Here is a 22726-nt window from a genome sequence, read left to right on the forward strand (position 1 = left end):
CCACCATGGCCGAGCAGCCGCTGCCCGCCACCGCCCGCGAATGGCACCTCAAGGCCCGCCCCGACGGCTGGCCCGCCCCGACCGACGCCGCCCTGGTCGAGGCGCCGGTCCGGGCGCCGCGACCCGGCGAGGTGGTGGTCCGCAACCGCTTCCTCTCGGTCGACCCGTACATGCGCGGCCGGATGAACGACGTGAAGTCCTACGTCCCGCCGTTCCGGCTCGACCAGCCGATGGACGGCGGCGCGGTCGGCGAGGTGGTGGCCTCGGCCGCCGAGGGCATCGCGGTCGGCGACACCGTGCTGCACTCCCAGGGCTGGCGTGAGTACGCCACCGTCGCCGCCGGTCACACCGCCAAGGTGGACGCCGACCGGGCGCCGCTCTCCGCCTACCTCGGCGTGCTCGGCATGCCCGGCCTGACCGCCTACGCCGGCCTGCTCCAGGTGGGCGCGCTGCAGCCCGGCGAGACGGTGTTCGTCTCCGGCGCGGCCGGCGCGGTCGGCTCGCTGGTCGGGCAGATCGCCCGGCTCAAGGGCGCCGCCCGGGTGGTCGGTTCGGCCGGCTCGGCGGCCAAGGTGGCCAAGCTGGTCGACGAGTACGGCTTCGACGCGGCCTTCAACTACAAGGACGGCCCGGTGGCCGAGCAGCTGGCGCAGGCCGCGCCGGACGGCATCGACGTCTACTTCGACAACGTCGGCGGGGAGCACCTGGAAGCCGCGATCGGCGCGCTCAAGGTGCACGGCCGGGCGGTGCTGTGCGGTGCCATCGCCCAGTACAACGAGACCGGCCGGCCGGTCGGTCCGCGCAACCTGGCGCTGGCCATCGGCAAGCGGCTGCGCCTGGAGGGCATGCTGGTGAACGACCACGACGCGCTGCGGCCGCAGTTCACCGCCGAGGTGGCCGGCTGGCTGGCGGACGGCAGCCTGCGGTACGAGGAGACCGTGGTGAACGGCATCGAGCACACCATGGACGCCTTCATCGACCTGCTGCGCGGTGGCAACACCGGCAAGATGGTGGTCGCGCTGGACTGACCCGGCGTCAGGACCGAACGGGCGCGCGTCCCGATGGCCGTCCCCGACCGCAGGCGGGGAGGTCGTCGGGGCGCGCGCCGCCGTGTCGCGCGACCCCCGTCGGCGAATGCCGAGCCGATCCGAGGGACCGTCAGTTCCCCGCGCAGGGGCCGCGATAGCGTGGTCGCAGCGGCGTGGCGCCACCCGATGCGGCCATTCGGGGGAGAGATCCCGATCGGGGGTAGACCTCTTCACGGATCTGACTACCATGAGGGAAGGCTGTCCGTTTTGCTCAAGTTAGTGACTGAATGTCGAGCGACTTGAGCAGAAGCGGGCAGTGTCCAGCCAAGTGGCGTCCACGACCAATCGGCCATGGCACGAGGCAGCTGGGGAAGGCGACTCTCGTCCACAGCCTGGAGGTCCCGGTGACGACACGTGGCGTCCTGTTCATCCACTCCGCGCCCCGCGCGCTGTGCCCGCACGTCGAATGGGCGGTGGCGGGCGTGCTCGGTGCGCGGGTCAACCTCGACTGGATCCGCCAGCCGGCCGCCCCCGGCCAGTGGCGGTCCGAGCTCTCCTGGCAGGGGGAGGTGGGCACCGCCGCCAAGCTGGCCTCCGCCCTGCGCGGCTGGCAGCTGATGCGCTACGAGGTGACCAGCGAGCCCTGCGCCGCCGCCGAGGGCGAGCGCTACTCCAGCACCCCGAGCCTGGGCATCTTCCACGCCGTCACCGGCGTCCACGGGGACATCCTGATCCCCGAGGACCGGCTGCGCGCGGTGCTGGCGCGGGCCCGCAGCGAGGGCAGCGACCTGGAGGCCGAGCTGGCCCGGCTGCTCGGCAAGCCCTGGGACGACGAGTTGGAGCCGTTCCGCTACGCCGGCGAGGGCGCGCCGGTGCGCTGGCTGCACCAAGTCGTCTGAGCATGCGTCAGGGGCGCCCTCCGCGGCGGAGGACGCCCCTGGCCGACCGGCCGTCAGACGGTGCGGAAGGCCAGCACCACGTTGTGGCCGCCGAAGCCGAACGAGTTGTTCAGCGCGGCGATCCGGCCCTGCGGCAGCTCACGCGGCTCGAAGCGCACGATGTCCGCGTCGACCTCGTCGTCCAGGTCCTCGACGTTGATGGTCGGCGGGGCCTGCCGGTGGTGCAGGGCCAGCACGGTGGCGACCGTCTCGACCCCGCCGGCGCCGCCCAGCAGGTGGCCGGTCATCGACTTGGTGGCCGAGATCGCCACGTGGTCCAGGTGCTCGCCGAGCTCCTTGCGCAGCGCCTTGATCTCCGCGACGTCGCCCTGCGGGGTCGAGGTGGCGTGCGCGTTGACGTGCACCACGGCGGCCTTGTCCAGGTCGGTGTGCTCGAACAGCTGGGCCAGCGCGCGGGCCACGCCGGAGCCGGTCGGCTCGGGCTGGGCGATGTGGTGGGCGTCCGAGGAGAGGCCCTGGCCGACCGCCTCGCAGTAGACCCGGGCACCGCGCTTGGCCGCGTGCTCGGCCGACTCCAGGACGACCACGCCGGCGCCCTCGCCGAGCACGAAGCCGTCCCGGGCCTTGTCGTAGGGGCGGGAGGCGCGCAGCGGCTCGTCGTTGCGCTTGGACATCGCCATCATGCTGGCGAACGCGGCCACCGGCAGCGGGTGGATCGCGGCTTCGGTGCCGCCGGCCACCACCACGTCGGCGCGGCCGGTGCGGATCATCTCGATCGCGTAGCCGATCGCCTCGGCGCCGGAGGCGCAGGCCGAGACCGGGGTGTGCACGCCGGCCTGGGCACCGACCTCGATGCCGACGTTGGCGGACGGGCTGTTGGGCATCAGCATCGGCACGGTGTGCGGGGACACCTTGCGGGCGCCCTTCTCGCGCAGCACGTCGTACTGGTCGAGCAGGGTGGTGACGCCGCCGATGCCGGAGGCGATCACGGAACCCAGGCGCTCGGGGTCGAGCGGGGAGGCCTCATCGGTGGCCGGCTGCTCGTAGCCGGCGTCGGCCCAGGCCTCGCGGGCGGCGATCAGGGCGAACTGCGCCGAGCGGTCCAGCTTGCGCAGCAGCGGGCGGGGCAGCACCTCGGCGGGCTCGACGGCGCTGCGGGCGGCGATCCGCACCGGCAGGTCGGCGGCCCAGTCCTCCTCCAGCGCACGCACACCGGAGCGGCCGGCCAGCAGCCCCTCCCAGGTCGAGGCGGCGTCCCCGCCGAGCGGCGTGAAGGCGCCGATACCCGTGACTACCACGGTGCGGTTTTCAGTGGTCACTGGTTGTCTTCTCTCAACGTGTGGCGGGGTTCGGGGAGGGTGGAGTCCGGCGGGACGGCCGGAGCCGCCCCGCCGGTCGTCAATCAGGCGGCGTTGGTGAGGATGTAGTTCACGGCGTCGCCAACGGTCTTCAGGTTCTTGACCTCGTCGTCCGGGATCTTGACGTCGAAGCGCTCCTCGGCGGCCACGACGACCTCGACCATGGACAGCGAGTCGACGTCGAGGTCGTCGGTGAAGGACTTGTCCAGCTCGACGTCCTCCTGCGGAATGCCGGCGATCTCGTTGACGATCTCGGCAAGACCGGAAAGGACCTCGTCCTGGGTGTGAGCCATCTTGGCTGCTCCTCTTGGTGTGGAAGGCGCTTCACTGGTGCGACGCGCCGATTGACGGTACTTAAGGCGATTGCGTTGCCTAAGGGAGGGTAACGACTGCTGCCGCGTACACGAGACCCGCCCCGAACCCGATGATCAGTGCGAGGTCGCCGCTCTTGGCCTCACCGGTCTGCAGCATTCGCTCCATGGCCAGCGGGATCGAGGCCGCGGAGGTGTTGCCGGTCTCGGCGATGTCGCGGGCCACCGGCACGGAGGCCGGCAGCTTGAGGGCCTTGATCATGGCATCGGTGATGCGCATGTTGGCCTGGTGCGGGATGAAGGCTCCCAACTGGTCGGCGGTGACACCGGCCGCGTCCAGGGCCTGCTGGGCGACCTTGGCCATCTCCCAGACCGCCCAGCGGAAGACCGGCTGGCCGTCCATCCGCAGCGCGGGCCAGCGCGCCTCGTCGCCGGTGCTGCCGTTGATGGCGTCCGGCTTGGCGAAGGCGGTGTCCCAGGCCTCGGTCTGGCTGATCAGGTCCTTCTGGGTGGCGTCCGATCCCCAGACCACCTTGCCGATGCCGGGGGTGTCGGACGGGCCGACCACGGCCGCGCCGGCGCCGTCACCGAAGATGAAGGCGGTGGAACGGTCGTGAACGTCCGTCATGTCGCTGAGCCGCTCGACCCCGATGACCAGCACGTACTCGGCGCTGCCGCCGCGGATCATGCCGTCCGCCAGGTTGATGCCGTAGCCGAAGCCGGCGCAGGCGGCCGAGATGTCGAAGGCGGGCGCGGTCGGGCAGCCCAGCTTCAGCGAGATCTCGGTGGCGACCGCGGGGGTCTGCTTGAAGTGCGAGACGGTGGAGACGATCACCGCGCCGATCTGGTCGGCGGTGATCCCGGCCTGGGCGATCGCCTTGCCGGCGGCCTGCACCGACATCTCGGCGACCGACTCCTCCGGGCCGGCCCAGCGGCGCTCGGTGATGCCACTGCGGGTGCGGATCCACTCGTCGGAGGAGTCGATCCACTCCAGCACCTCGGAGTTGGGGACCACGCGGACCGGACGGTAGCCGCCGACCCCGTGGATCCGGGAGTGGGCCGCACCGGTGACGGGACGGATCTGCGGGACTGCGGTCATGCGGAGAGCTCCTCGGTGGCGTGCTCGGCGATCAGCTCGCGGGCCTTGTCCAGGTCGGCCGGAGACTTCAGGGCCAGAGTCGCCACGCCCTTGACGTTGCGCTTGATCAAGCCGGTGAGGGTGCCGGCCGGAGCGAGCTCGATGACGCAGGTGGCGCCGAGCTGTCCGATCGTCTCCATGCACAGGTCCCACCGGACCGGGTTCGCCACCTGGGCGACCAGCCGGGAGAGCACCTCGGCACCGCCGGCGACCACCTCGCCGTCCTTGTTGGACAGGTAGCGCACCGCCGGGTCGGACACAGTCAGGGTAGGCGCCAGCTCGGCCAGCCGGGTGACCCCGGGGGCCATGTAGTCGGTGTGGAAGGCGCCGGCCACCTTCAGCACGATCAACTTGGCCCTGGCCGGCGGGTCGGCCCGCAGGGCCTCCAGCGCGTCCAAGGAACCGGCGGCCACGATCTGGCCGCCGCCGTTGTTGTTCGCCGCCACCAGGCCGTGCTCGGCGAGCTTGGCCGCGACATCCTCCGGGTCGCCGCCGAGCACCGCCGTCATGCCGGTCTCGGTCACCGCGGCCGCGGCGGCCATCGCCCGGCCGCGCTCGCGCACGAAGGTCAGGGCGTCGGTGGCGTCCAGCACGCCCGCCAGGGCCGCGGTGGTGATCTCACCGACGCTGTGGCCGGCGACCGCGCCGACCAGCCGGCGGGCCTCCTCCTCGTCCGGGAAGAGCGCCCTGGCCGTCACCAGACCGCTCGCGACCAGCAGCGGCTGCGCGACGGCGGTGTCCTTGATCTCCTCGGCGGTGGCATCGGTGCCGTAGTGCACCAGATCGATCCCGGCCGCCTCCGACCAGCTGCGCAGCCGGTCGGCCACGCCGTCCAGCTCCAGCCAGGGAGCGAGCATTCCGGGGGACTGAGCACCCTGTCCAGGGGCGACGATAACGAGCACGGTTCAACCCTCTCTCGCCCGACCCCCGAGGACGGGTAGGCGACGGTAACGAAGAAAAGCACCTCGGATTGTGGAGTCTCCACAGGGCAGGAAAAGTCAGTCCGCGGTGGACTCCAGTCGGCCGAGCGCAAGTGCAATACGCAGCGTGAAGGCCGAACGGACGTCCGACGGGGCGTACCCCGTGACGTCGGTCACACGACGCAGCCGGTAGCGCACGGTGTTGGGGTGGACGAAGAGCATCCGGGCGGCCCCCTCCAGCGAAGAGGCCTGCTCCAGATAGACACTCAGCGTCTCCAGCAGTGCCGACCCGGCCTCGTCCAGCGGTGTGTAGATCTCCTCCACCAGCTGGCGGCGCGCCACCTGGTCGCCGGCGAGCGCGCGCTCGGGCAGCAGGTCGTCGGCGAGCACCGGGCGCGGCGCGTCCGGCCAGGCGGCGCAGGCCTTCAGCCCGGTCGCGGCGGCGTGCGCCGAGCGGGTCGCGGACAGCAGGTCGCCCACTGTCGGGCCGACCACCACCGGGCCGGGCGCGAACTGGCCGATCAGCGCCCGGGCCGCGTGCACCGGCTCCTTGTCGCCGCCGACCACCACCACCAGACGCTTGCCCAGCACCCCGGTCAGCACCTGCAGCCGGGCGTACCGCGCGGCCCGGCGGATCGCCTCCACCACCGCCTCGCTGTCCCCGTCCGGCGCGTTGCCCATCACCACCCGCACCTGGCTGGGCTGGCCCCAGCCGAGCGCGGCGGCCCGGGAGAGCAGGCCCTCGTCGGCGTCCCCGGAGAGCAGGGAGTTGACCACCAGCGCCTCGAGCCGGGCGTCCCAGGCACCCCGGGCCTCCGCGGCCTGGGCGTACACCTGGGCGGTGGCGAAGGCGATCTCCCGGGCGTAGACCAGCACCGACTGGCGCATGCCGTCCTCGTCGCCCGGCGCCGCGACCTCGGGGATCGCCTCCTCCATCACCTCGATGGTGGTACGGATCAGCTCCACGGTCTGACGCAGCGTGATCGCCCGGGTCAGCTCGCGCGGGGCGGTGCCGAACACGTCCGTGCTGATCGCCTGCGGGGCCTCCGGGTGGCGGTACCACTCGGTGAAGGCCGCGATGCCCGCCTGGGCCACCAGGCCGATCCAGGAGCGGTGCTCCGGCGGCATCCTGCGGTACCAGCCCAGTTGGTCGTCCATCCGGGAGATCGCCGCGGTGGCCAGCTTCCCTGACGCCTTCTCCAGCCGCTTCAGGGTTGCGGCGCGCAGCTCGGCGCGCTCGGCGGCCAGTCGCCGCTCCACGGCGGTGCCGCCGGAGGTCGCGGTCTGGCGCACGCGTCGGGGGCCCGAGGGACGGGCGGCCTTCGGGGACGGCTGCTGCACGGGTGGATCTGAGGGGTCTGGCACAGGGACAAGAGTGCCTCACCGTACGTGGTGCCCGCACCCGCCCCCCGCACCTGACCCGCTACGGTGGGTCAGGTGACCGATCCCGAGCGCCCACGGGCCGACCTGCGCCGCACCACCGAGCGGTACGTCTCCGAACCCGCCGCCGGAGTGCTGACCCGGCACGCGTTCTCCTTCTCCGGGCACTACGACCCGAAGAACCTGCACTTCGGCGCCCTGCTGGCGTGCAACGAGGAGACCCTGGCCCCCGGCGCCGGCTTCGACGAGCACCGGCACCGGGACACCGAGATCATCACCTTCGTGCTCGACGGCGCGCTGGCGCACCGCGACACCGACGGTCACGCCGGGGTGGTGCGCCCGGGCATGGTGCAGCACCTGAGCGCCGGCTCCGGCATCGCGCACACCGAACGCAACGTCGGCGGGGCCGACGTTCCGGTGCGGTTCGTGCAGATGTGGCTGCAGCCGGACGTCTTCGGCACCGACCCCGCCTACGGGCTGCGCCGGGTCCCCGAGGGGGCGGGCCTGACCCTGCTGGCCTCCGGGATGACCCGGGACGCCGACACCGGGGCGCTGCGGCTGCGGCGCTCGGACGCGGCCCTCTGGCTGGTCACCGCCGACCCGGACGAGGCGCTGCCCGAGCTCCCCGAGGCCCCCTACCGCTACGCCCATCTGACGGCCGGTTCACTCGGCTACCGCACCATCCCCGGGCCGCGCGGCCAGGGCCGCTCGCTCACCCCGGGCGACAGCGTGCGGATCACCGGGGAGGCGTTCGCGGCGCCGGTGGCCGGTGAGCAGGGGGCCCAACTGCTGCTCTGGGAGATGCACTCGGGCCTGAAGTACGGCTGAGCCGGCTACCCGAGGGCGCGGATGACGGCGCGCTCGACCGGCGAGTAGGCGCCGTCGGGTCGGCTCAGCCGCAGCGGTCCGGCCGGGACCAGCGGCGGCTGGGCGATGAACCGGGCGGTGCTGCCGCGGTTGGGCTGGGCCGCGTGGATCAGGAACGGGTGGCACAGGTAGACGTCCCCGGCCCGTCCGGTGGCGAGCGCGGTCTCCCGGTCCGGTGCGTCCAGCCGGCCGTCCCGGTCCATCCGGGCGCACAGCTCGAAGAGGTCGGCGCCCCGCTCACCGTACTCCCGCAGGTAGCGGGGCACGTCCAGGTGCGAGCCGACCTTGATCCGGGTGGGTCCGTCGGCCTCGGTCACGTCGGAGAACAGGAAGAGCATCAGCAGCGCCCGGCCGCGGGAGCGCAGGTTGAGCCGGTAGCCGCTCTCGCCCTCGGGGGTGTAGCCGGCGTCCATGTGCCAGCCGGTGTCCCCGGGGTCGGCGGCGTGCGGAAACCGGATCGGGAAGGTGCCCAGGCCGGCGCACGGCACCCAGCGCCCCTCGCCGACCAACTGGTCGAAGGCACCGTGCAGCCGCTCGGTGGTCGCGGCCCGCCGGAACGGCGCGGTCCCGTAGCCCTGGAGGCGGATCACCGGCTCGGTCCAGCTGCTCGGGTCCGCCGGATCACAGCCGGTCTCCTGCCAGAGGAACTCGCGGCACTCCTTGGCCAGTTCGCGGGGGAAGGCCTCCCGCAGCCGGACGAACCCGGCGGTGGTGAACCGGTCGATCTCTTCGGTGGTGAGCACGTTCGACACACCCGTGATCCTCCGCCGGGCGCGCCGTGCCGGGCAACCGAATTGTCGGGCGTGCCCTGAACGCTCAGCCCGCCGGCGTGGTGCGCGCCCACAGCTCGGCCAACAGCCGGTTCACCGCCTCGGGCTGCTCCTGGTGCGGGGCGGGCACGGCGCCGGGGACCAGGGCCCGCCGGGCGCCGTCCTGCCAGACCGTCACCGTCACCGGTTCGCGTCGCATGTCTGGAGTCTACGGCGCGTCAGTTCGCCCCGCGCCCGCTCCCGCCCCCGCATCGTCAGCATGTGGTGATCACCGCAAGTCGGCTTGCGGGGACGGGTGCGACGGCGGGGCCGGTTCGTCAACCAGCGCCGTGCAGTTGGACCACCGCGTACCGTCCGCTGGTGCGCCAGGCCTCGCCAGTGGTGTCGAGTTCCCGGACCACCGCCTCGGACAGGCCGGTGACCACGTCCGACTTGAGGGTGCGCAGGGCGGCCACCGGCGCCGGGAAGTAGCCGGCCACCTCGGCGAACGGCACGGTCGGCGGCCACAGCCGATCACCCACCAGGCGGCGGTAGTTGAGGTCGCCCTTCAGGATCGTCACAGTGGCGCGGGCGAACTCGGCGGCCAATTCGGCGGGTAGTTCGCGGTACGGCAGCGGGGCGCAGAAGAAGGCGTGGGTGCGGACCGTCAGGGTGCCGTCGGCGATCGCCTGCCAGAGGCGGTCGCCGATCGCGCCGGCCTTGGAGCCGCGCAGCCGCCCGACGGCCGCCAGGACGTCCGCCATCACGGCGTCGGAGACGTAGTAGGGCTGCGGCTTCACCCAGAGCGCCACTTCGGCCGCCAGGCCGCTGGTCAGCAGGTGGTCGATCAGCACCAGGTCGGGCAGCAGCTCACGCCCGGCGTTGTCCGCCACCAGGTCGACCCGTCCGCCCGCCGCCCGTTCCAACTCCCGCCACAGCGATGGTCCGTCGTCCACCAGCAGGCCGGTGGCGGTGGCGGCACCCGGGTCGTTGGTGATCCGGAACCCGAGGTCGGCCCGGTTGCCCCAGAGCGCGGAAGTCAGCAGCGCCGCCCGCCGGTTGGGCTCCGGGAGGTCGAGCAGCGCGATCAGGGCCGTCAACTCGTCGTCCACCGCCGGGTTCGCCAGCTCGGCGCTCTTCAGCGGGGCGAACGGGTCGACGCCCTGCCAGGCCCCGGCCGTGAAGTAGCCGGTGGCCTGGAGGAGCCGGCGGTAGAAGTAGCTTTCCGCCCAGAGGAACGGTGCCTCGCCCCAGGGCAGCCCCCACAGCCCGTCACCCCAGCGCAGCCACTGCTCGTGGTCGGGGGCGTCCGGCGGCAGCGCGGTGAGTACGCCCGCGGTGCTCTCGGTCAGCAGTCGCTGGAGCGCCTGCCGCTCGGGCGGCCCGTACGGCAGCGCGTCCAGCACCTGCCGCAGCAGCTCGGGGTGCCGCCGGTGGAAGACGCTCCAGGGGAAGGAGCGCGGATCGCTGCTGAGGATCACCGGTGCGTCGGGCATGGCCGGGTCCGCCCTTTCGTCAGGCTGCTGCTTCGGTAACCGCTGCTTCGGCATTCGCTGTTCCGGTGTCCGCCGCCGGGGCGCAGAGCTTCACCAGGTCGTCCAGTGACAGCTCCAGGGCGGCGGCGAGGGCGGCGATGGTGAAGAACGCCGGCGTGGGGGCCCGGCCGGTCTCGATCTTGCGGAGGGTCTCGGTGGACAGGCCCGCCTGTGCGGCGACCTGCACCATGCTCCGCTCGCCGCGGGCCTGCCGGAGCAGGGCGCCGAGCCGTTCGCCGCGTTCGCGTTCCTGGGGGGTGAGGGGAGTGCGCACCATGGCGCCAATACTAATGCCGTGATACAAATACCGGTATAAGAATTGGGTCCAGGGAGGAGTGGACGATGGTGGAGATCAAGACCGATGCGGCGCTGGACGCGATGCGCGAGGCCGGGCGGGTGGTCGCGGACGCGCTCGCCGCAGTGCGGGCGGCGGCAGGGGTCGGGGTGTCGCTGCGGGAACTCGACGAGGTGGCGAGGGCGGTGCTCCGCGAAGCCGGCGCCGACTCCCCGTTCCTCGGCTACCGACCCGGCTTCGCCCCCACCCCGTTCCCGGCGGTGATCTGCACCTCCGTCAACGACGCCATCGTGCACGGCGTCCCGACCGGCTACCGGCTGCGCGACGGCGACCTGGTCAGCGTCGACTGCGGGGCCCGACTCGGCGGCTGGACGGGTGACGCGGCGGCCAGCTTCACCGTCGGCACGCCCCGCCCCGCCGACCTGCGCCTGATCGAGACCACCAACCGCGCCCTGGAGGCGGGCATCGCCGCCGCGGTGGTCGGCGCCCGGATCGGCGACATCTCGCACGCCATCGGTGCCATCGGCCGCGCGGCGGGCTACGGCGTGCCCGCCGACTTCGGCGGCCACGGCATCGGTCGGCGCATGCACGAGGATCCGCACGTCCCCAATGACGGCCGTCCGGGGCGGGGCATGGTGCTGCGGCACGGCATGGTGCTGGCCCTGGAGCCCATGTTCCTGGCGGGCGGTGGCGACGCGTACGCGACGGCCGCGGACGGTTGGACCCTGGTCACCGTCGACGGCAGCCGCGCCGCCCACAGCGAGCACACGGTGGCGGTGACGGAGGCGGGGCCCCGGGTGCTGACGGCACTGTGAGGGCGGTCGGCGCGGCGCCCGTCCAGGGCCCGGCTGTTCACCGCCGCAGTTCTGCGTCGCCTCCCCGGGCGCGCACGAACTCCGCGATGCGGCGCAGGGTTTCCGGGGTGTCCGTGTGCACATGGCCCGCCAGGCCGAGGGCGCGGGCGGCGGTGACGTGGCCGGGGGTGTCGTCGATGAAGAGTGCGTCGGCAGGGGCGGCGGCGAGGCGGTGCAGGGCCAACTCGTAGATGCGGGGGTCGGGTTTGGCGCAGCCGACCTCGCAGGAGAGGACGACGGCGTCCACCAGGTCGAGCAGGCCGGCGTGTTGGAGGGCGGGGCGCATCGAGGGCCAGGCGTTGCTGACGATCGCCGTGCGCGCGGCCGGACGCAGGGCGCGCACGGCGGCGACCAGTTCGGGGTCCCAGGCATGGCCGCGCGTCACATCCGCTCGGAGGGCGCCGGACTGCGCCGGTCCGAGCCGCAGTCGCTCGGCGACCACTCCCCACCAGGCGTCCTCGCTCACCCGGCCGATCAGGATCTGGTCGTCATTGCCGCCGTAGAGGGCCGCCATCACCTCGGCGGGGGTGCGACCGAGCCGACCGGCCCAGTCGTCGGCGACGGCCGCAAGGTGATCGGGGCTCAGGACGCCGCCGATGTCGATCAGAACTGCCGGGCGGCCCACGCGGATCAGCCCACCAGCTCGAGGACCGGCATGAGTCCGGCGGGCCGCTCGGTGACGGGGAGGTCGTCGACCGGGAAGTGCCGGCAGCCGATCGCGGTGGCCGCGGCATCGGCCGGCTGGTCGCCCACCATCAGTACGTCGGCCGGCGCCAGACCGAGCCGGTCGCAGGCGGCTTGGAAGATCGCGGGATCGGGCTTCCGCACGCCGAGCTCGAAGGAGAGGAGGTAGTCGTCGACGAGTCCGTCCAGGCCGTGGGAGACGAACACCGGCCGCAGGTCCCAACCGATGTTGCTCAGCACGGCGATCGGCAGCCCGCGCCGCCGCAGCTCCCGCAGGGTCGGGCCGGCATCGCGGTACGGCTGCCAGGCGGCCGGCGACCTGTGGCGGTCGTAGAGTGCGTCCGCCGAGAGGCCGACCGGCAGCTCGGCCGCCCGGGCCAGCGCGGTGTAGGCGGCCCGGTGCTCATCCGACGTCAGGTCACGCGCCGCCCAGAGCGGCTCGATGGCCTCGGGCACCTCGCGCGGCCCAGGTCCGCCGGGGAGCGCTCCGAACCGGTCCAAGCGGCGCACCAGATCGGCGCGTTCGCCGTCGGGAAGGTCCAGCCCCGCCGCACGCGTGCAGGTGTCGAGCCACTCGGCGGTGGACTCGATGCGGAAGAGCGTGCCGGAGAAGTCGAAGAGGACACCCCTGATCATGCGGCGAGCCTAGCGCCGCGATGGCATCCGGTCGACCACACCCGCAGCGGCGTGCGTGCGGAGTTTCCGTGATCCGACCTCGGCCCGCGCGTCTCCCGAAAGGTGGGGTTTGGACCGTGGCCGACGGTCACGGCTGACGGAGGGAAGGCACTTGAGGCTCGAACTGCGGCACCTGCAGATGCTCTGCGCGATGGCGGACTGCGGCAGCGTGGGCCGCGCGGCCGGCCTGCTCGGCTATTCGCAGCAGGCCCTGAGCGGACAACTCCAGCGCATCGAGGCCCACTTCGGCCAGCCCCTGTTCCGGCGCACCGCCTGCGGCATCGAACCGACCGGCTACGGCGCCGCCATCGTGACACAGGCTCGCGATGTGGTGACCCGGGTCGGAGCCATCGGCGGTCACGCCGCCTCCGGTGCGGCGCAAGAGGCCGACCGTCCCCGATCCCTGCGACTGGCCACCACCGGATCGCCGCTCCTGGCGGGCCTGGTGACCCGGGTCCGCGATCGCCTCGGTGAGCTGCCGCTGAACGTCACCAGCGTTCACCGGCCCGCGACGGCCGCAGAGTTGCTGGAGCGCGGTGCCGTCGATGTGGTGCTCGGCGTCGACCATCCGGGGCGGGCCCAGCGCCTGGCCCCCTCGCTCGCACACCTGTGCGTCGCCACCGAGCCGCTGTTCATCGCGATGTCCGCCGGTCACCGACTGCGCCACCGGCTGGAGGTGCGACTCGCCGAACTCGCCGAGGACAGCTGGTTCCTCACGCCGGACAACGGCGCGGGGTGGCCGGCCGCCCTCCACGACGCCTGCGCGGCGGACGGGTTCACCCCCGCGGCCGTGCACGACTACCTCGGCGACCAGCAGCAGCTCCAACTCATGGTGGCCCAGGGGATGGGCGTTACGGTGACCCACGCCACCGTGCGGGCGATCCCGGGCGTGCTCGTCAAGCCACTGGCGGGCTCCCCCCTCTGGTGCCGACACCTGCTCGCCTGGCAGCCGGAAGCCGTGACCAGGCCGGTACTGGAGGTCCTCCGCGCCTCAGCGGTCGCCGCCCACCGCCAATTGCTCGCTCAGGCACCGCACTTCCAGGCTTGGATCAAGCGGACGTACCAGGTGAGGACGGCCGTCGAGGCCGACTGGCGAGAGCGCCGCAACAGCTCGGTGTTATGACCAGGAGCCCGCAAGTGCTGTGTCCCAGGGCATTCCCCAGCCTTCCGCTCGATGGAAGTCTGCGTGCAGCAGCGGAGCCTGCACGCTCCGGTGCCGCACATCCCCCACGCACACGTCCCTCGAGGAGCGCCATGTCGCGCCGACCCACCCTCAGAAGCCTCGCGGCCGCCCTGGCCGCCACCACCCTGCTCGGCCTCGGAGCCGGAACCGCACCCGCCGCCCCGCCCGGTTCGGCCCCACCCACCGGCGCGGCCAGGGTGGCAGCGGTGCCCGCCCAGGGCCACGCCCGGCCCCCGGCCGCCTACGCACCGGTCGGCATCTCGGACGCGGGCACCGACCGGGACGCCCTCCAGACCGGCCGCCTGTCACCCGCCCAACTTCCGCCCGCCCGAACCAGCCTGACGCCCCAAACGGCCGACCAGGCCCACCGTGCGGCCCACCCGGCCGCCCAGTCGTGCACCCCCGCCGACTTCAGCAGCCGTACCGGTGCGGCACTCGCCTCGTACCTCGAGTCGTCGACCACCGACTGCGTCAACACCCTGTTCGCGCTCACCGGCAGGGACGCGCACGGAGTGTTCCAGGAGTCCCAGGCGATCCCGGTCGCCCAGGCCCTGACGACCGTGGCCGCCGCCTACAAGGGCGACGACTCCGCCGGCATCCAGCAACTCGTGCTCTACCTGCGCGCCGCCTACTACGTGCAGTTCTACGATGCGGGCGACGTCGGCCCGTACGACGACAAGCTGACCGCGCCGGTGACGGCGGCCATGGACGCGTTCTTCGCGAGCCCGCACTCGCGGGACGTGACGGACGCCAACGGCGCCGTCCTGGGCGAGACAGTCACCCTCACCGACAGCGCCAACCTGCACCAGCACTACCTGGACGTCTACCAGCGCCTCTACAACGCGTACAACAGCTCCTGGGACGTGTCCCCCGCCATGGACGCCGTCGTCTACGACGTCAACAGCGCGCTCTGGCGGGCGGCGAACAACCCCGCGTTCGTCACGGCCGTCACCGGCGACTCCGGCCTGGTCAACACGCTCGATGCGTTCGTGCTCGGCCACACCGGCATGCTCGGCGGCGACAACACCTTCATGGTGTCGGGTGCCGGCCAGGACCTGGCGGCCTACATCCAGTTCCCCGCACTGCAGTCCACCGTCCGGCCGATGATGCTCGGCATGCTGCGGACGGCGCGGATGACCGGGCCGACCGCCGCGCTCTGGGTCGCCGTGGCCCAGCAGAGCGCCGACTTCGACGCGACCAACTGTGCCACGTACGCACCTGCGACCTGCCCGACCGTCTGAAGGCCGCCGTGCTGACCGACTCGCGCACCTGCACCCCGACGATCACGGTGGCGGCGCAGGCCCTCGACGCGACCCAGCTCGCGGCGGTCTGCGACAGCCTGGCCAAGCAAGTCCCGTGGTTCCAGAACCTGGTGCGGGCCGCCGGTCCGATCCGGGGCCAGACCATCACCGGTGAGACCATGGTGGTGTTCGCCAGTCGGCAGGACTACCAGATCTACGGACCCGCGATCTACGGCATCGACACCGACAACGGCGGCATCACCGAGACCGGTGATCCCGGCCGGCCCGGCAACGCCGCCTTCTCGGTGATGTACCAGGCGCCCTACGCCACCGACTTCACCGCGAACATCTGGAACCTCAACCACGAGTTCACCCACTACCTCGACGCCGTGTACAACACCCGCGGCGACTTCACGGCCGAGACCGCCGTGCCGGACGTGTGGTGGATCGAGGGCATCGCCGAGTACACCTCCTACACCTACCGGGGCGTCCCGGACACCGAGGCACTGGCCGACGCGCCCGAGCACACCTACGCGTTGAGCACCCTCTTCCAGAACACCTACGGCAACAGCGACACGACCCGCACCTACCCGTGGGGCTACCTGGCGGTCCGCTACATGTGGGAGCGCCACCCCGACGTGATGCACGCGATGCTGGGGCACTTCCGGACCGGCGACTACACCGGCGGGTACGCCGTCTACAACTCGCTCGGGACCACGTACGACGCCGACTTCGCCAGGTGGCTCGACGGGCTCTCGAGCACCGGGAGCGGCAGCCCGACGGCGGCCTTCGGCACCTCGATCGACCGCCTCTCGGTGGCCTTCACGGACAAGTCCACCGAGACCGGCAACGGCCGCATCACGGGCTGGGTTTGGAACTTCGGTGATGGTGCCACGGCCAATACCGAGAACCCGACGCACAGTTACGCCAAGCCGGGCAGCTACACCGCCACCCTGACCGTCACCGACAGCAATGGACGCACGGCCACGACTACGGCCCGGGTCACGGTGAGCGACACCGCCGCCTGCACCGGCGCCGACCAGCGCCTGCTGGACCGGAACTGCTACCGCGCCGACCAGTCGGCCGCCGCCGGCGGCCAGGACTACCTGTACATCTACCTGCCCGCCGGCACGACCCGGTTGACGGTCAGCACCTCGGGGGGCAGCGGAACGGCGTACCTCTACTACAGCGCGAGCGGCTGGGCGACGAAGTCCCACCACTCGGCCGCCTCCACCCGTCCCGGGACGGTGCAGTCCCTGACCGTCACCAACAAGACGGCCGGGTACCGCTACATCACCCTGTACGGGGCAACCGCGTTCAACGGGGTTTCCGTGAGCGCCAGTTACTGATCCGCAGTACGGACTGAAGGCGCGGGCCCGGCCCCCGGCGGCAGCAACGCCACCGGGGGCCGGGCTGCGCCGTGAGGTCGCCGATCGGCGTGCGTCGGCGTCCGCCCCCCGGAACACCTGGAACCATGCGCGCCTGGTGGCGCCGAGCCACCGGGCGCTCCGCGCCGGGCGCGTCCCCGTCAGGCAGGCGCGTGCGGCTGAGCCCGCGTCTGCGGCCGTGCCGAGCCGGTGGGCGGTTGCGCTGCGCTGTACCAAAGCGTGTGAGGGTCATTGACCCGTATCCGACCAGTGGGTAACTTCCCGGCCAGTAACCTCGCGGAATCCCGGCCCTGCCGCCCCCACGGCCCGGTCGGTCCTTCTCTTTGGCGCAGCCCCCACCCCTGGTTTCAAGGAGAGCCCCCGCATGTCCCTCCGTGCCCGCTCACGCCGTCCCGCCCGCGCACGCCGTCTCGCCCGCCGTCTCTCCCGCGCACGCCGTCTCGGGGCGGCCGTCGTGGTGTCCGCCACCCTGGCCGGCCTCGGCCTCGCGCTGCCGGCCCGGGCCCAGGCCGCTTCGGCCGTCAATTACGTTGCCCTCGGCGACAGTTACAGCGCCGGGTCGGGCGTTCTGCCGCTCGACCTGAGCGCTCCGCTGGAGTGCGCCCGCTCCAGCGTGAACTACCCGCACGACCTGGCAGCCGAGGCCGGTCTGAACCTCACCGACGTCACCTGCGGCGGTGCCCAGACCAAGGACTTCACCGGCTCCCAGTACCCGGGCGTCGCCCCGCAGTTGGACGCGCTCAACGCCGACACCGGTCTGGTCACCATGACCATCGGCGGCAACGACAGCGGCGTCTTCATCGACGCGATCCTGGCGTGCGGCTCGGCCGGTGTGGTCACCCTCGGCTTCGGCGACCCGTGCCAGACCCTCTACGGCTCCAGCTTCGACAACACCATCGACAACAGCACCTATCCGGCGCTGGTGTCGGCGCTGGGCGCCGTCCGGGCCAAGGCACCCAACGCCCGCGTGGCCATCCTCGGTTACCCGTGGATCGTGCCGAGCCAGGCGGTGCCCGGCTGCTTCGCCAAGATGCCCATCGCGGCCGGTGACATCCCCTACCTGCGCGACCTGGAGGCGCACCTCAACTCGGCCGTCCAGCGGGCCGCCGCCGCCACCGGCGTCAAGTACGTCGACATGTCCGCCGCCTCCGACGGCCACGATGCCTGCCAGCCGATCGGCACCCGGTGGATCGAGCCGGTGCTGTTCGGCACCAACTACGTGCCCGTCCACCCCAACGCCCTGGGCGAGGCCGCGATGGCCGAGCAGGCCGCCGACACGCTCGGCCTCGGCTGACCCCCCAGCCGCCGACGGCAGCCGAGAGCCGGTCACGGCGCGGGCGCGGATCCACGGACCGCCGCCCGCGCCGTGACCGTTGGTGCTGTCGGCGCCGTCGGTGCTGTTGGCACTGCTAGCGCTGCCCGCGCAGCTCCGCGAGCACGGCGTCGGTGAAGGCCGGCCACACCTCGGCCGCCCACGGGCCGAAGTCGCGGTCGGCGAGGGCCACGCAGGCCACGCCCGCCACCGGGTCGACCCAGAGGAAGGTGCCGGACTGGCCGAAGTGCCCGAACGTGGCGGGGGAGCTGCCGGCGCCCGTCCAGTGCGGGGACTTGCCGTCGCGGATCTCGAAGCCGAGACCCCAGTCGTTGGGCCGCTGGTGGCCGAAGCCCGGCAGCACCCCGCTCAGGCCGGGGAAGGACACCTCAAGGGTGGCGGCGGCCACCGTGGAGGGGTGCAGCAGCTGCGGGGCCTGCAACTCGGCGGCGAAGGCGGCCAGATCGGCGGCCGTGGAGACGCCGCCGGCGCCGGCCGGGCTGCGGTGCGCCGGGTCGATCGCGGTGTCCGCCATGCCCAGCGGCTGGAACACCGCCTCGGCGGCGTAGCGCTCGAACGGGATGCCGGACGCCTTGGTGATGGTGTCGGCGAGGACGTCGAAGCCGGCGTTGGAGTAGAGGCGGCGGGTCCCCGGGGCGGCCATCGCCCGGCGCTCGTCGAAGGCGAGGCCCGAGGTGTGGGCCAGCAGGTGGCGGACGGTCGAGCCGTCCGGGCCGGCCGGGTCGTCCAGTTCGAAGACGCCCTCCTCGACGGCGACCAGCGCCGCGTAGGCGGTCAGGGGCTTGGTCACGGAGGCCAGTTGGAAGCGGTGCCGCTGCGGGCCGTGCGCCCCCAGCAGCGCGCCGTCCGCGCCCCGCACCACTGCCACCGCAGCCGTCTCGACCGGCCAGTCTTCGATCATCCGCACGCTCTGCATGACCTGCACTGTAATGCGAAGGAGGGATTTCCCGGATTGCGCTTGCTTCGAGTGCACTCCAACTCGCTAGCGTCAAGGACGTCAACACCGCACGGACCAGGGGAAGTGACCGATGAGCGCGGAACTCCTGGCGGCGCTCGACCACGCCGAGCGAGCGCCGCTGCACAGCATCAGCGAGGTCGCCGAGCTGACCGGGCTCACCGCCCACACGCTGCGCTGGTACGAGCGGATCGGCCTGCTCGATCCGGTGGACCGCACGCACGCCGGCCGCCGCCGCTACAGCGACGCCGACCTGGCCCGCCTGGAGTTCCTCGGCAGGCTGCGGCTGACCGGCATGTCGGTGGCGGACATGGTCCGCTACATCGAAATGGTCCGTGAGGGCCCCGGGACCATGGACGCGCGGCGCGACCTGCTGATCGAGCACCGCGCCGAGGTCCGGGAGCGGATAGCCGACCTGCACGCCAGCCTCGCGGTGCTGGACTGGAAGATCGACTTTTACGGCGCGCACCTGACCGCGAGCGACGCGCCGACGAACGACGACGCACCCGAGAACTGCGACGCACACCAGGACGGCAGCAGTAGCGCGCACGAAGGCGGCTACACGCACAACAGCGGCAACACGAACGACAGCGGCAACACGAACGACAGCGACTACGCGAACAACAGCAACTCCGGGAAGGCAGTTAGCGCATGAGCAACACCAAGCTCCCCACCGTCGAGCTCGGCAAGGGCGGCCCGCTGGTCGGGGTCCAGGGCCTGGGCTGCATGGGCATGAGCGAGTTCTACGGTCCGACCGACACCACCGAGGCACTGGCCACCCTGGACGCCGCGCTGGAGGCCGGCGTCACCCTGTACGACACCGCCGACATGTACGGCTCCGGCGCCAACGAGGAGCTGATCGGCCCGTTCGTCCGGGCCAACCGCGACCAGGTGGTGATCGCCACCAAGTTCGCCATCGAGCGCAAGGCCGACGACCCGACCTACCGCAAGGTCCGCAACGACCCGGCCTACATCCGCCAGGCCGTCGACGGCTCGCTCAAGCGCCTGGGCATCGACGTGATCGACCTGTACTACATGCACCGCCGCGACCCCGCGGTGCCGCTGGCCGAGTCGGTCGGCGCCATGGCCGAGCTGGTGCAGGCCGGCAAGGTGCGCCACCTGGGCCTGTCCGAGGTGACGGCCGCCGAGCTGCGCGAGGCGCACGCGGTTCACCCGATCGCCGCCGTGCAGTCCGAGTGGTCGCTGTTCACCCGCGACGTCGAGCGGGCCGTGGTGCCCGCCGCCGCCGCGCTGGGCGTCGCCCTGGTGCCCTACTCGCCGCTCGGCCGCGGCTTCCTGACCGGCTCGTTCGCCAACGCCGGGGAGCTGACCGAGGGCGACTTCCGGCACAGCCAGCCGCGCTTCACCGGCGACAACGCGGCCGCCAACGCCGCGCTGATCGAGCCGATCCAGCGGATCGCCGCCGAGCGCGGGGTGACGGCGGCACAGGTCGCGCTCGCCTGGGTGCAGCAGCGCGCCCAGGTGCACCACCTGACCGTCGTCCCGATCCCGGGCACCCGCAAGCGCACCCGCCTGGCCGAGAACGTGGCCGGCGCCACCCTGAAGCTCACCGACGCCGAGCTGGCCCGCCTGGAGCACATCGGCAGCGAGGTGACGGGCGACCGCTACGCCGACATGAACTCCACCTTCGCCGGGCGCGAGTGACGCCGGTTCACGCGCGGGCTCAGCTGTACTTGACGTCCTGGTAGTCGCCCAGCGCGATGGCGGCGAAGTTGTAGAGGCTGTCGGTGCCCGGGTCGAAGTAGCCGGCGTGGCCGACGGCGCCGGCGGAGGAGATGCGCTCGGCGCCGAAGTCCGGGCTGGTCGGATCGGCACCGTGGCCGAGGCCGCCGACCTCCAGGTAGGGGACGTTGCCGATCCAGTCCGCCGGGTTGCGGGTGGCCCAGACCTGGACGCCGGTGCCGAGCTGGGCGGCGTTGTCCACGTTCATGCCCGGGCTGCCGAGGATCATCATGTCGGTGGTCGCGCCGCGCAGCTTGGGCGCCGCCTCACCGCAGACCACGCTGCCGTAGGAGTGGCAGATCAGCGACGGCGGGGCGGCCGGAGCGGTGGTCTGGTGCAGTCCGTCGAGGAAGCGCAGCAGCCGCGGCGCGGCGGCGTCGGCCAGCCGGGAGGTCACGGCGTCCGGGCCCAGTCCGAACGGGCTGACATAGTCCGTCCAGGCGATCACCGCGGTCGGGGTGCCGGGGGAGAGCCGCTGCTCCTCGGCCTGCACGGCGCGGGCCATGCCGGCGGTGCTCTGCAGCGGGCGGTCCTGGGGATCGTGGTGGCCGAGGTCACTGTCGGAGCCCGGTACCACCACGGAGATCCGCTTGGCGGCGGCGAGGTCGCCGAAGACCTCGGTGACCAGGCCCCGGCCGCGCGGGTCGAAGGCCAGGATCTGGCGGCCCGGCGCGAGCAGCGGGCGGGTGTCGTTGGCCCGGGTGACCGCCTGCGCACGCTGGTCGGCGTGCAGCTTCTTGTCGGTGCTCGCGGCCACGGCGCGGTCCAGCTCGTTCTGCACCGCGATGTGGTTGGCCTGGTAGCGCAGCTGGAGCGGGGCGCCGTCCAGGTTGCCGACCACCAGGGGGTAGGTCTGCGCGAGCTGCTGCTGCTGGGCGGGGGTGAGGGAGGCGAAGAAGGCGGCCACGCCGGCGGCGTCCGCACCGGCCGGATCGGGCAGGGCGCGACCCAGTGAGTGGTCCTGCACCCAGGCGGCGGCGCCGGCCGGCGGAGTGGTGATCGCCACCTGCTCGTTGGAGCGGGTCGCCTGGGCCGCCGCGTTGCCGGCGTCCGCCAGCACCGCGCAGGCCGCGAAAGCGCCGATCATCACGCGCTTCAGCCGGCGGCGCTGCATCGCCTCAACTCCTGGTGGTACGACGGCTGGTCGGGGACCGCCGCGCGGGGCACGACTGGGTACAAGCGGCCAGCGTAACGGGCGATGGAGCCCAGTCGAACTGTGGGTTGGATCACAGTGAAGCCGGCCAGGTGTGTCGCAGGTGACACGTGGAAGTCACAGAGTAGCGGAGTCACTCGACGCAGTGTCAGTCACCTGGTGACGCAGGGTCAGGGTCAGTGGCCGGTGTCGGACGACCAGTGGCCGGCGACCAGCGCCGGGCCCAGGTGGTCCAGCTGCGCCTCGATCACCGCGATCATGCCCTCCGGGCCCTCCTCGCGCTGCCGGTCGCCGGCGGTGGACCAGGCCAGGTGCGCGGTGCGGACCGCCGCGCCGAAGACGGCGGCGAGCAGCCGGGGGCGCGGGTCCTGAACGGCGTCCACGCCCTGCCGGGCGGCCAGGATCGCGGCGACCCGCTGCTCCTGCTCGGCGGAGCGGCGCAGCTGGGCGGCGAGCAGGCTGGGCGTCGACTCGATCAGCCGGAGCAGTTCCAGGGCGGCCCCGACGCCCCGGGAGCCCTGCTGGTAGTCCTCGGTGCTGAGGTCGCGCCACGCCGCGCAGACCGCGATCCGCAGTGCGAGCAGCGGCGGCTCCTCGGGCGGACGGTCGGCGAGGCGTTCGATGAAGTACTCCTCCGCGTCGGCCAGGATGGCGAGCGCGGCCTCCTCCTTGTTGGCGAAGTAGCGGAAGAAGGTCCGCTGCGAGACGTCGACCGCCGCGGCGATCTCGTCCACCGTGGTGCGCGCGTAGCCCTGGCTGAGGAACAGCCGGTGTGCGGCGTCCACCAGGGCGTCCCGGGTGCGCTGCTTCTTGCGCTCACGCAGGCCGGGTGCCGCAGCCGGCGCAGCTGTCGAGGTCGAGCCCATGCCCTCACGATATCGCCTCCGGCCCCACCCCCTGAAGGTTCGCTGTCAGCCACTGTCATAATTTTCCCCGGTGGCGCCCGCAGGCCTACGCGCTCGTGGGGACGGGCAGGACCGGGCGCCACCACCGGAAGCGGCGGCACCGACCCGAGATCAGCGGGCGGTCGCGGACCG

At 72.6% G+C, this 22726-nt stretch carries 24 protein-coding genes; 10 read left to right on the top strand and 14 right to left on the bottom strand.

Annotation, left to right across the window (positions count from 1 at the left end; translation table 11 throughout):
• The first annotated feature begins 5 nt into the window (after positions 1-5).
• Both LN042_RS23555 and LN042_RS23560 read left to right on the top strand, forming a co-directional pair.
• Positions 6-1028 carry an NADP-dependent oxidoreductase gene (locus LN042_RS23555; protein ID WP_230053312.1) on the top strand — a complete coding sequence of 341 codons (1023 nt, stop codon included), beginning with the start codon at positions 6-8 and terminating at the stop codon, positions 1026-1028.
• A gap of 404 nt (positions 1029-1432) precedes the next feature.
• Positions 1433-1927 (top strand): DUF3145 domain-containing protein, encoded by a 495-nt coding sequence (locus LN042_RS23560; RefSeq protein WP_230053313.1) that lies wholly within the window; start codon positions 1433-1435, stop codon positions 1925-1927.
• Positions 1928-1980: 53 nt separating this feature from the next.
• Here the strand turns inward: LN042_RS23560 and fabF are convergent, their stop codons facing one another.
• The 5 genes from fabF to LN042_RS23585 all read right to left on the bottom strand — a co-directional run bounded on the left by fabF (position 1981) and on the right by LN042_RS23585 (position 6914).
• Complete coding sequence (gene fabF / locus LN042_RS23565) at positions 1981-3246, bottom strand: beta-ketoacyl-ACP synthase II (RefSeq protein WP_230053314.1); 1266 nt, start codon at positions 3244-3246, stop codon at positions 1981-1983.
• Between the two features lie 83 nt (positions 3247-3329).
• Entirely contained in the window at positions 3330-3578 is a 249-nt protein-coding gene (locus LN042_RS23570) for an acyl carrier protein (RefSeq protein ID WP_230053315.1), read from the bottom strand.
• 79 nt (positions 3579-3657) lie between these two features.
• Complete coding sequence (locus LN042_RS23575) at positions 3658-4695, bottom strand: beta-ketoacyl-ACP synthase III (RefSeq protein ID WP_230053316.1); 1038 nt, start codon at positions 4693-4695, stop codon at positions 3658-3660.
• On the bottom strand, positions 4692-5636 hold the full coding sequence (locus tag LN042_RS23580) for an ACP S-malonyltransferase (RefSeq protein WP_230053317.1): 945 nt from the start codon (positions 5634-5636) through the stop codon (positions 4692-4694). The genes LN042_RS23575 and LN042_RS23580 overlap by 4 nt, the downstream gene beginning before the upstream one ends.
• Positions 5637-5732: 96 nt before the next feature.
• Complete coding sequence (locus tag LN042_RS23585; RefSeq protein WP_230053356.1) at positions 5733-6914, bottom strand: PucR family transcriptional regulator; 1182 nt, start codon at positions 6912-6914, stop codon at positions 5733-5735.
• A gap of 177 nt (positions 6915-7091) precedes the next feature.
• Here LN042_RS23585 and LN042_RS23590 point away from each other — a divergent pair, with 177 nt between their 5' ends.
• Positions 7092-7862, top strand: a complete 771-nt coding sequence (locus LN042_RS23590; RefSeq protein WP_230053318.1) for a pirin family protein — start codon at positions 7092-7094, stop codon at positions 7860-7862.
• A gap of 5 nt (positions 7863-7867) precedes the next feature.
• On the opposite strand, the gene LN042_RS23595 is transcribed toward LN042_RS23590, so the two are convergent.
• The 4 genes from LN042_RS23595 to LN042_RS23610 form a co-directional block, all read right to left on the bottom strand.
• Entirely contained in the window at positions 7868-8653 is a 786-nt protein-coding gene (locus LN042_RS23595; RefSeq protein ID WP_230053319.1) for a phytanoyl-CoA dioxygenase family protein, read from the bottom strand.
• 64 nt (positions 8654-8717) lie between these two features.
• Positions 8718-8870: a hypothetical protein gene (locus LN042_RS23600; protein WP_230053320.1), complete on the bottom strand. Its 153-nt coding sequence runs from the start codon at positions 8868-8870 to the stop codon at positions 8718-8720.
• A 118-nt stretch (positions 8871-8988) separates the two neighbouring features.
• Positions 8989-10146, bottom strand: a complete 1158-nt coding sequence (locus LN042_RS23605) for a damage-control phosphatase ARMT1 family protein (protein ID WP_230053321.1) — start codon at positions 10144-10146, stop codon at positions 8989-8991.
• Between the two features lie 19 nt (positions 10147-10165).
• On the bottom strand, positions 10166-10462 hold the full coding sequence (locus LN042_RS23610) for a helix-turn-helix domain-containing protein (RefSeq protein WP_230053322.1): 297 nt from the start codon (positions 10460-10462) through the stop codon (positions 10166-10168).
• A 65-nt stretch (positions 10463-10527) separates the two neighbouring features.
• Between LN042_RS23610 and map the strand changes: the two genes are divergently transcribed.
• The gene (gene map / locus LN042_RS23615; protein ID WP_230053323.1) at positions 10528-11295 is read left to right on the top strand and encodes a type I methionyl aminopeptidase; all 768 of its coding nucleotides are present in this window, start codon (positions 10528-10530) and stop codon (positions 11293-11295) included.
• Between the two features lie 37 nt (positions 11296-11332).
• Here the strand turns inward: map and LN042_RS23620 are convergent, their stop codons facing one another.
• Positions 11333-11959 carry an HAD family hydrolase gene (locus LN042_RS23620; RefSeq protein ID WP_230053324.1) on the bottom strand — a complete coding sequence of 209 codons (627 nt, stop codon included), beginning with the start codon at positions 11957-11959 and terminating at the stop codon, positions 11333-11335.
• A gap of 5 nt (positions 11960-11964) precedes the next feature.
• On the bottom strand, positions 11965-12654 hold the full coding sequence (locus LN042_RS23625) for an HAD family hydrolase (protein WP_230053325.1): 690 nt from the start codon (positions 12652-12654) through the stop codon (positions 11965-11967).
• A gap of 151 nt (positions 12655-12805) precedes the next feature.
• Between LN042_RS23625 and LN042_RS23630 the strand changes: the two genes are divergently transcribed.
• The 4 genes from LN042_RS23630 to LN042_RS23645 all read left to right on the top strand — a co-directional run bounded on the left by LN042_RS23630 (position 12806) and on the right by LN042_RS23645 (position 17799).
• Positions 12806-13816 carry a LysR family transcriptional regulator gene (locus LN042_RS23630; RefSeq protein WP_230053326.1) on the top strand — a complete coding sequence of 337 codons (1011 nt, stop codon included), beginning with the start codon at positions 12806-12808 and terminating at the stop codon, positions 13814-13816.
• A 131-nt stretch (positions 13817-13947) separates the two neighbouring features.
• Positions 13948-15117, top strand: a complete 1170-nt coding sequence (locus tag LN042_RS23635) for a M9 family metallopeptidase N-terminal domain-containing protein (RefSeq protein WP_230053327.1) — start codon at positions 13948-13950, stop codon at positions 15115-15117.
• Positions 15118-15125: 8 nt separating this feature from the next.
• Complete coding sequence (locus LN042_RS23640) at positions 15126-16466, top strand: collagenase (protein ID WP_230053328.1); 1341 nt, start codon at positions 15126-15128, stop codon at positions 16464-16466.
• A 403-nt stretch (positions 16467-16869) separates the two neighbouring features.
• Positions 16870-17799 (top strand): SGNH/GDSL hydrolase family protein, encoded by a 930-nt coding sequence (locus LN042_RS23645; protein ID WP_230053329.1) that lies wholly within the window; start codon positions 16870-16872, stop codon positions 17797-17799.
• A gap of 115 nt (positions 17800-17914) precedes the next feature.
• Here the strand turns inward: LN042_RS23645 and LN042_RS23650 are convergent, their stop codons facing one another.
• Positions 17915-18754, bottom strand: coding sequence for a serine hydrolase domain-containing protein (locus LN042_RS23650; protein ID WP_230053330.1), 840 nt, complete (start codon positions 18752-18754; stop codon positions 17915-17917).
• 112 nt (positions 18755-18866) lie between these two features.
• On the opposite strand from LN042_RS23650, the gene LN042_RS23655 reads away from it, so the two are divergent.
• Positions 18867-19448 (top strand): MerR family transcriptional regulator, encoded by a 582-nt coding sequence (locus LN042_RS23655; protein ID WP_372495802.1) that lies wholly within the window; start codon positions 18867-18869, stop codon positions 19446-19448.
• On the top strand, positions 19445-20458 hold the full coding sequence (locus LN042_RS23660; RefSeq protein WP_230053331.1) for an aldo/keto reductase: 1014 nt from the start codon (positions 19445-19447) through the stop codon (positions 20456-20458). Before LN042_RS23655 ends, LN042_RS23660 begins: the two co-directional genes overlap by 4 nt.
• 19 nt (positions 20459-20477) lie before the next feature.
• Here the strand turns inward: LN042_RS23660 and LN042_RS23665 are convergent, their stop codons facing one another.
• Together LN042_RS23665 and LN042_RS23670 are read right to left on the bottom strand one after the other, a co-directional pair.
• Entirely contained in the window at positions 20478-21650 is a 1173-nt protein-coding gene (locus LN042_RS23665) for an alpha/beta hydrolase (protein ID WP_230053332.1), read from the bottom strand.
• Between the two features lie 215 nt (positions 21651-21865).
• Complete coding sequence (locus LN042_RS23670) at positions 21866-22555, bottom strand: TetR family transcriptional regulator (protein WP_230053333.1); 690 nt, start codon at positions 22553-22555, stop codon at positions 21866-21868.
• Positions 22556-22726: the final 171 nt, after the last annotated feature.

It is taken from the genome of Kitasatospora humi (assembly GCF_020907985.1).
In the GTDB taxonomy this organism is placed as follows: Bacteria; Actinomycetota; Actinomycetes; order Streptomycetales; family Streptomycetaceae; genus Kitasatospora; species Kitasatospora humi.

Excerpts from the sequence above, each read along its gene's own strand:
- LN042_RS23575 (WP_230053316.1), bottom strand. The coding sequence starts at position 4,695 with ATGACCGCAGTCCCGCAGATCCGTCCCGTCACCGGTGCGGCCCACTCC.
- LN042_RS23610 (WP_230053322.1), bottom strand. The coding sequence starts at position 10,462 with ATGGTGCGCACTCCCCTCACCCCCCAGGAACGCGAACGCGGCGAACGG.
- LN042_RS23670 (WP_230053333.1), bottom strand. The coding sequence starts at position 22,555 with ATGGGCTCGACCTCGACAGCTGCGCCGGCTGCGGCACCCGGCCTGCGT.
- LN042_RS23570 (WP_230053315.1), bottom strand. The coding sequence starts at position 3,578 with ATGGCTCACACCCAGGACGAGGTCCTTTCCGGTCTTGCCGAGATCGTC.
- LN042_RS23605 (WP_230053321.1), bottom strand. The coding sequence starts at position 10,146 with ATGCCCGACGCACCGGTGATCCTCAGCAGCGATCCGCGCTCCTTCCCC.
- LN042_RS23645 (WP_230053329.1), top strand. The coding sequence starts at position 16,870 with ATGTCCCTCCGTGCCCGCTCACGCCGTCCCGCCCGCGCACGCCGTCTC.
- LN042_RS23650 (WP_230053330.1), bottom strand. The coding sequence starts at position 18,754 with ATGCAGAGCGTGCGGATGATCGAAGACTGGCCGGTCGAGACGGCTGCG.
- LN042_RS23655 (WP_372495802.1), top strand. The coding sequence starts at position 18,867 with ATGAGCGCGGAACTCCTGGCGGCGCTCGACCACGCCGAGCGAGCGCCG.
- LN042_RS23625 (WP_230053325.1), bottom strand. The coding sequence starts at position 12,654 with ATGATCAGGGGTGTCCTCTTCGACTTCTCCGGCACGCTCTTCCGCATC.
- LN042_RS23665 (WP_230053332.1), bottom strand. The coding sequence starts at position 21,650 with ATGCAGCGCCGCCGGCTGAAGCGCGTGATGATCGGCGCTTTCGCGGCC.
- map (WP_230053323.1), top strand. The coding sequence starts at position 10,528 with ATGGTGGAGATCAAGACCGATGCGGCGCTGGACGCGATGCGCGAGGCC.
- LN042_RS23635 (WP_230053327.1), top strand. The coding sequence starts at position 13,948 with ATGTCGCGCCGACCCACCCTCAGAAGCCTCGCGGCCGCCCTGGCCGCC.
- LN042_RS23660 (WP_230053331.1), top strand. The coding sequence starts at position 19,445 with ATGAGCAACACCAAGCTCCCCACCGTCGAGCTCGGCAAGGGCGGCCCG.
- LN042_RS23555 (WP_230053312.1), top strand. The coding sequence starts at position 6 with ATGGCCGAGCAGCCGCTGCCCGCCACCGCCCGCGAATGGCACCTCAAG.
- LN042_RS23600 (WP_230053320.1), bottom strand. The coding sequence starts at position 8,870 with ATGCGACGCGAACCGGTGACGGTGACGGTCTGGCAGGACGGCGCCCGG.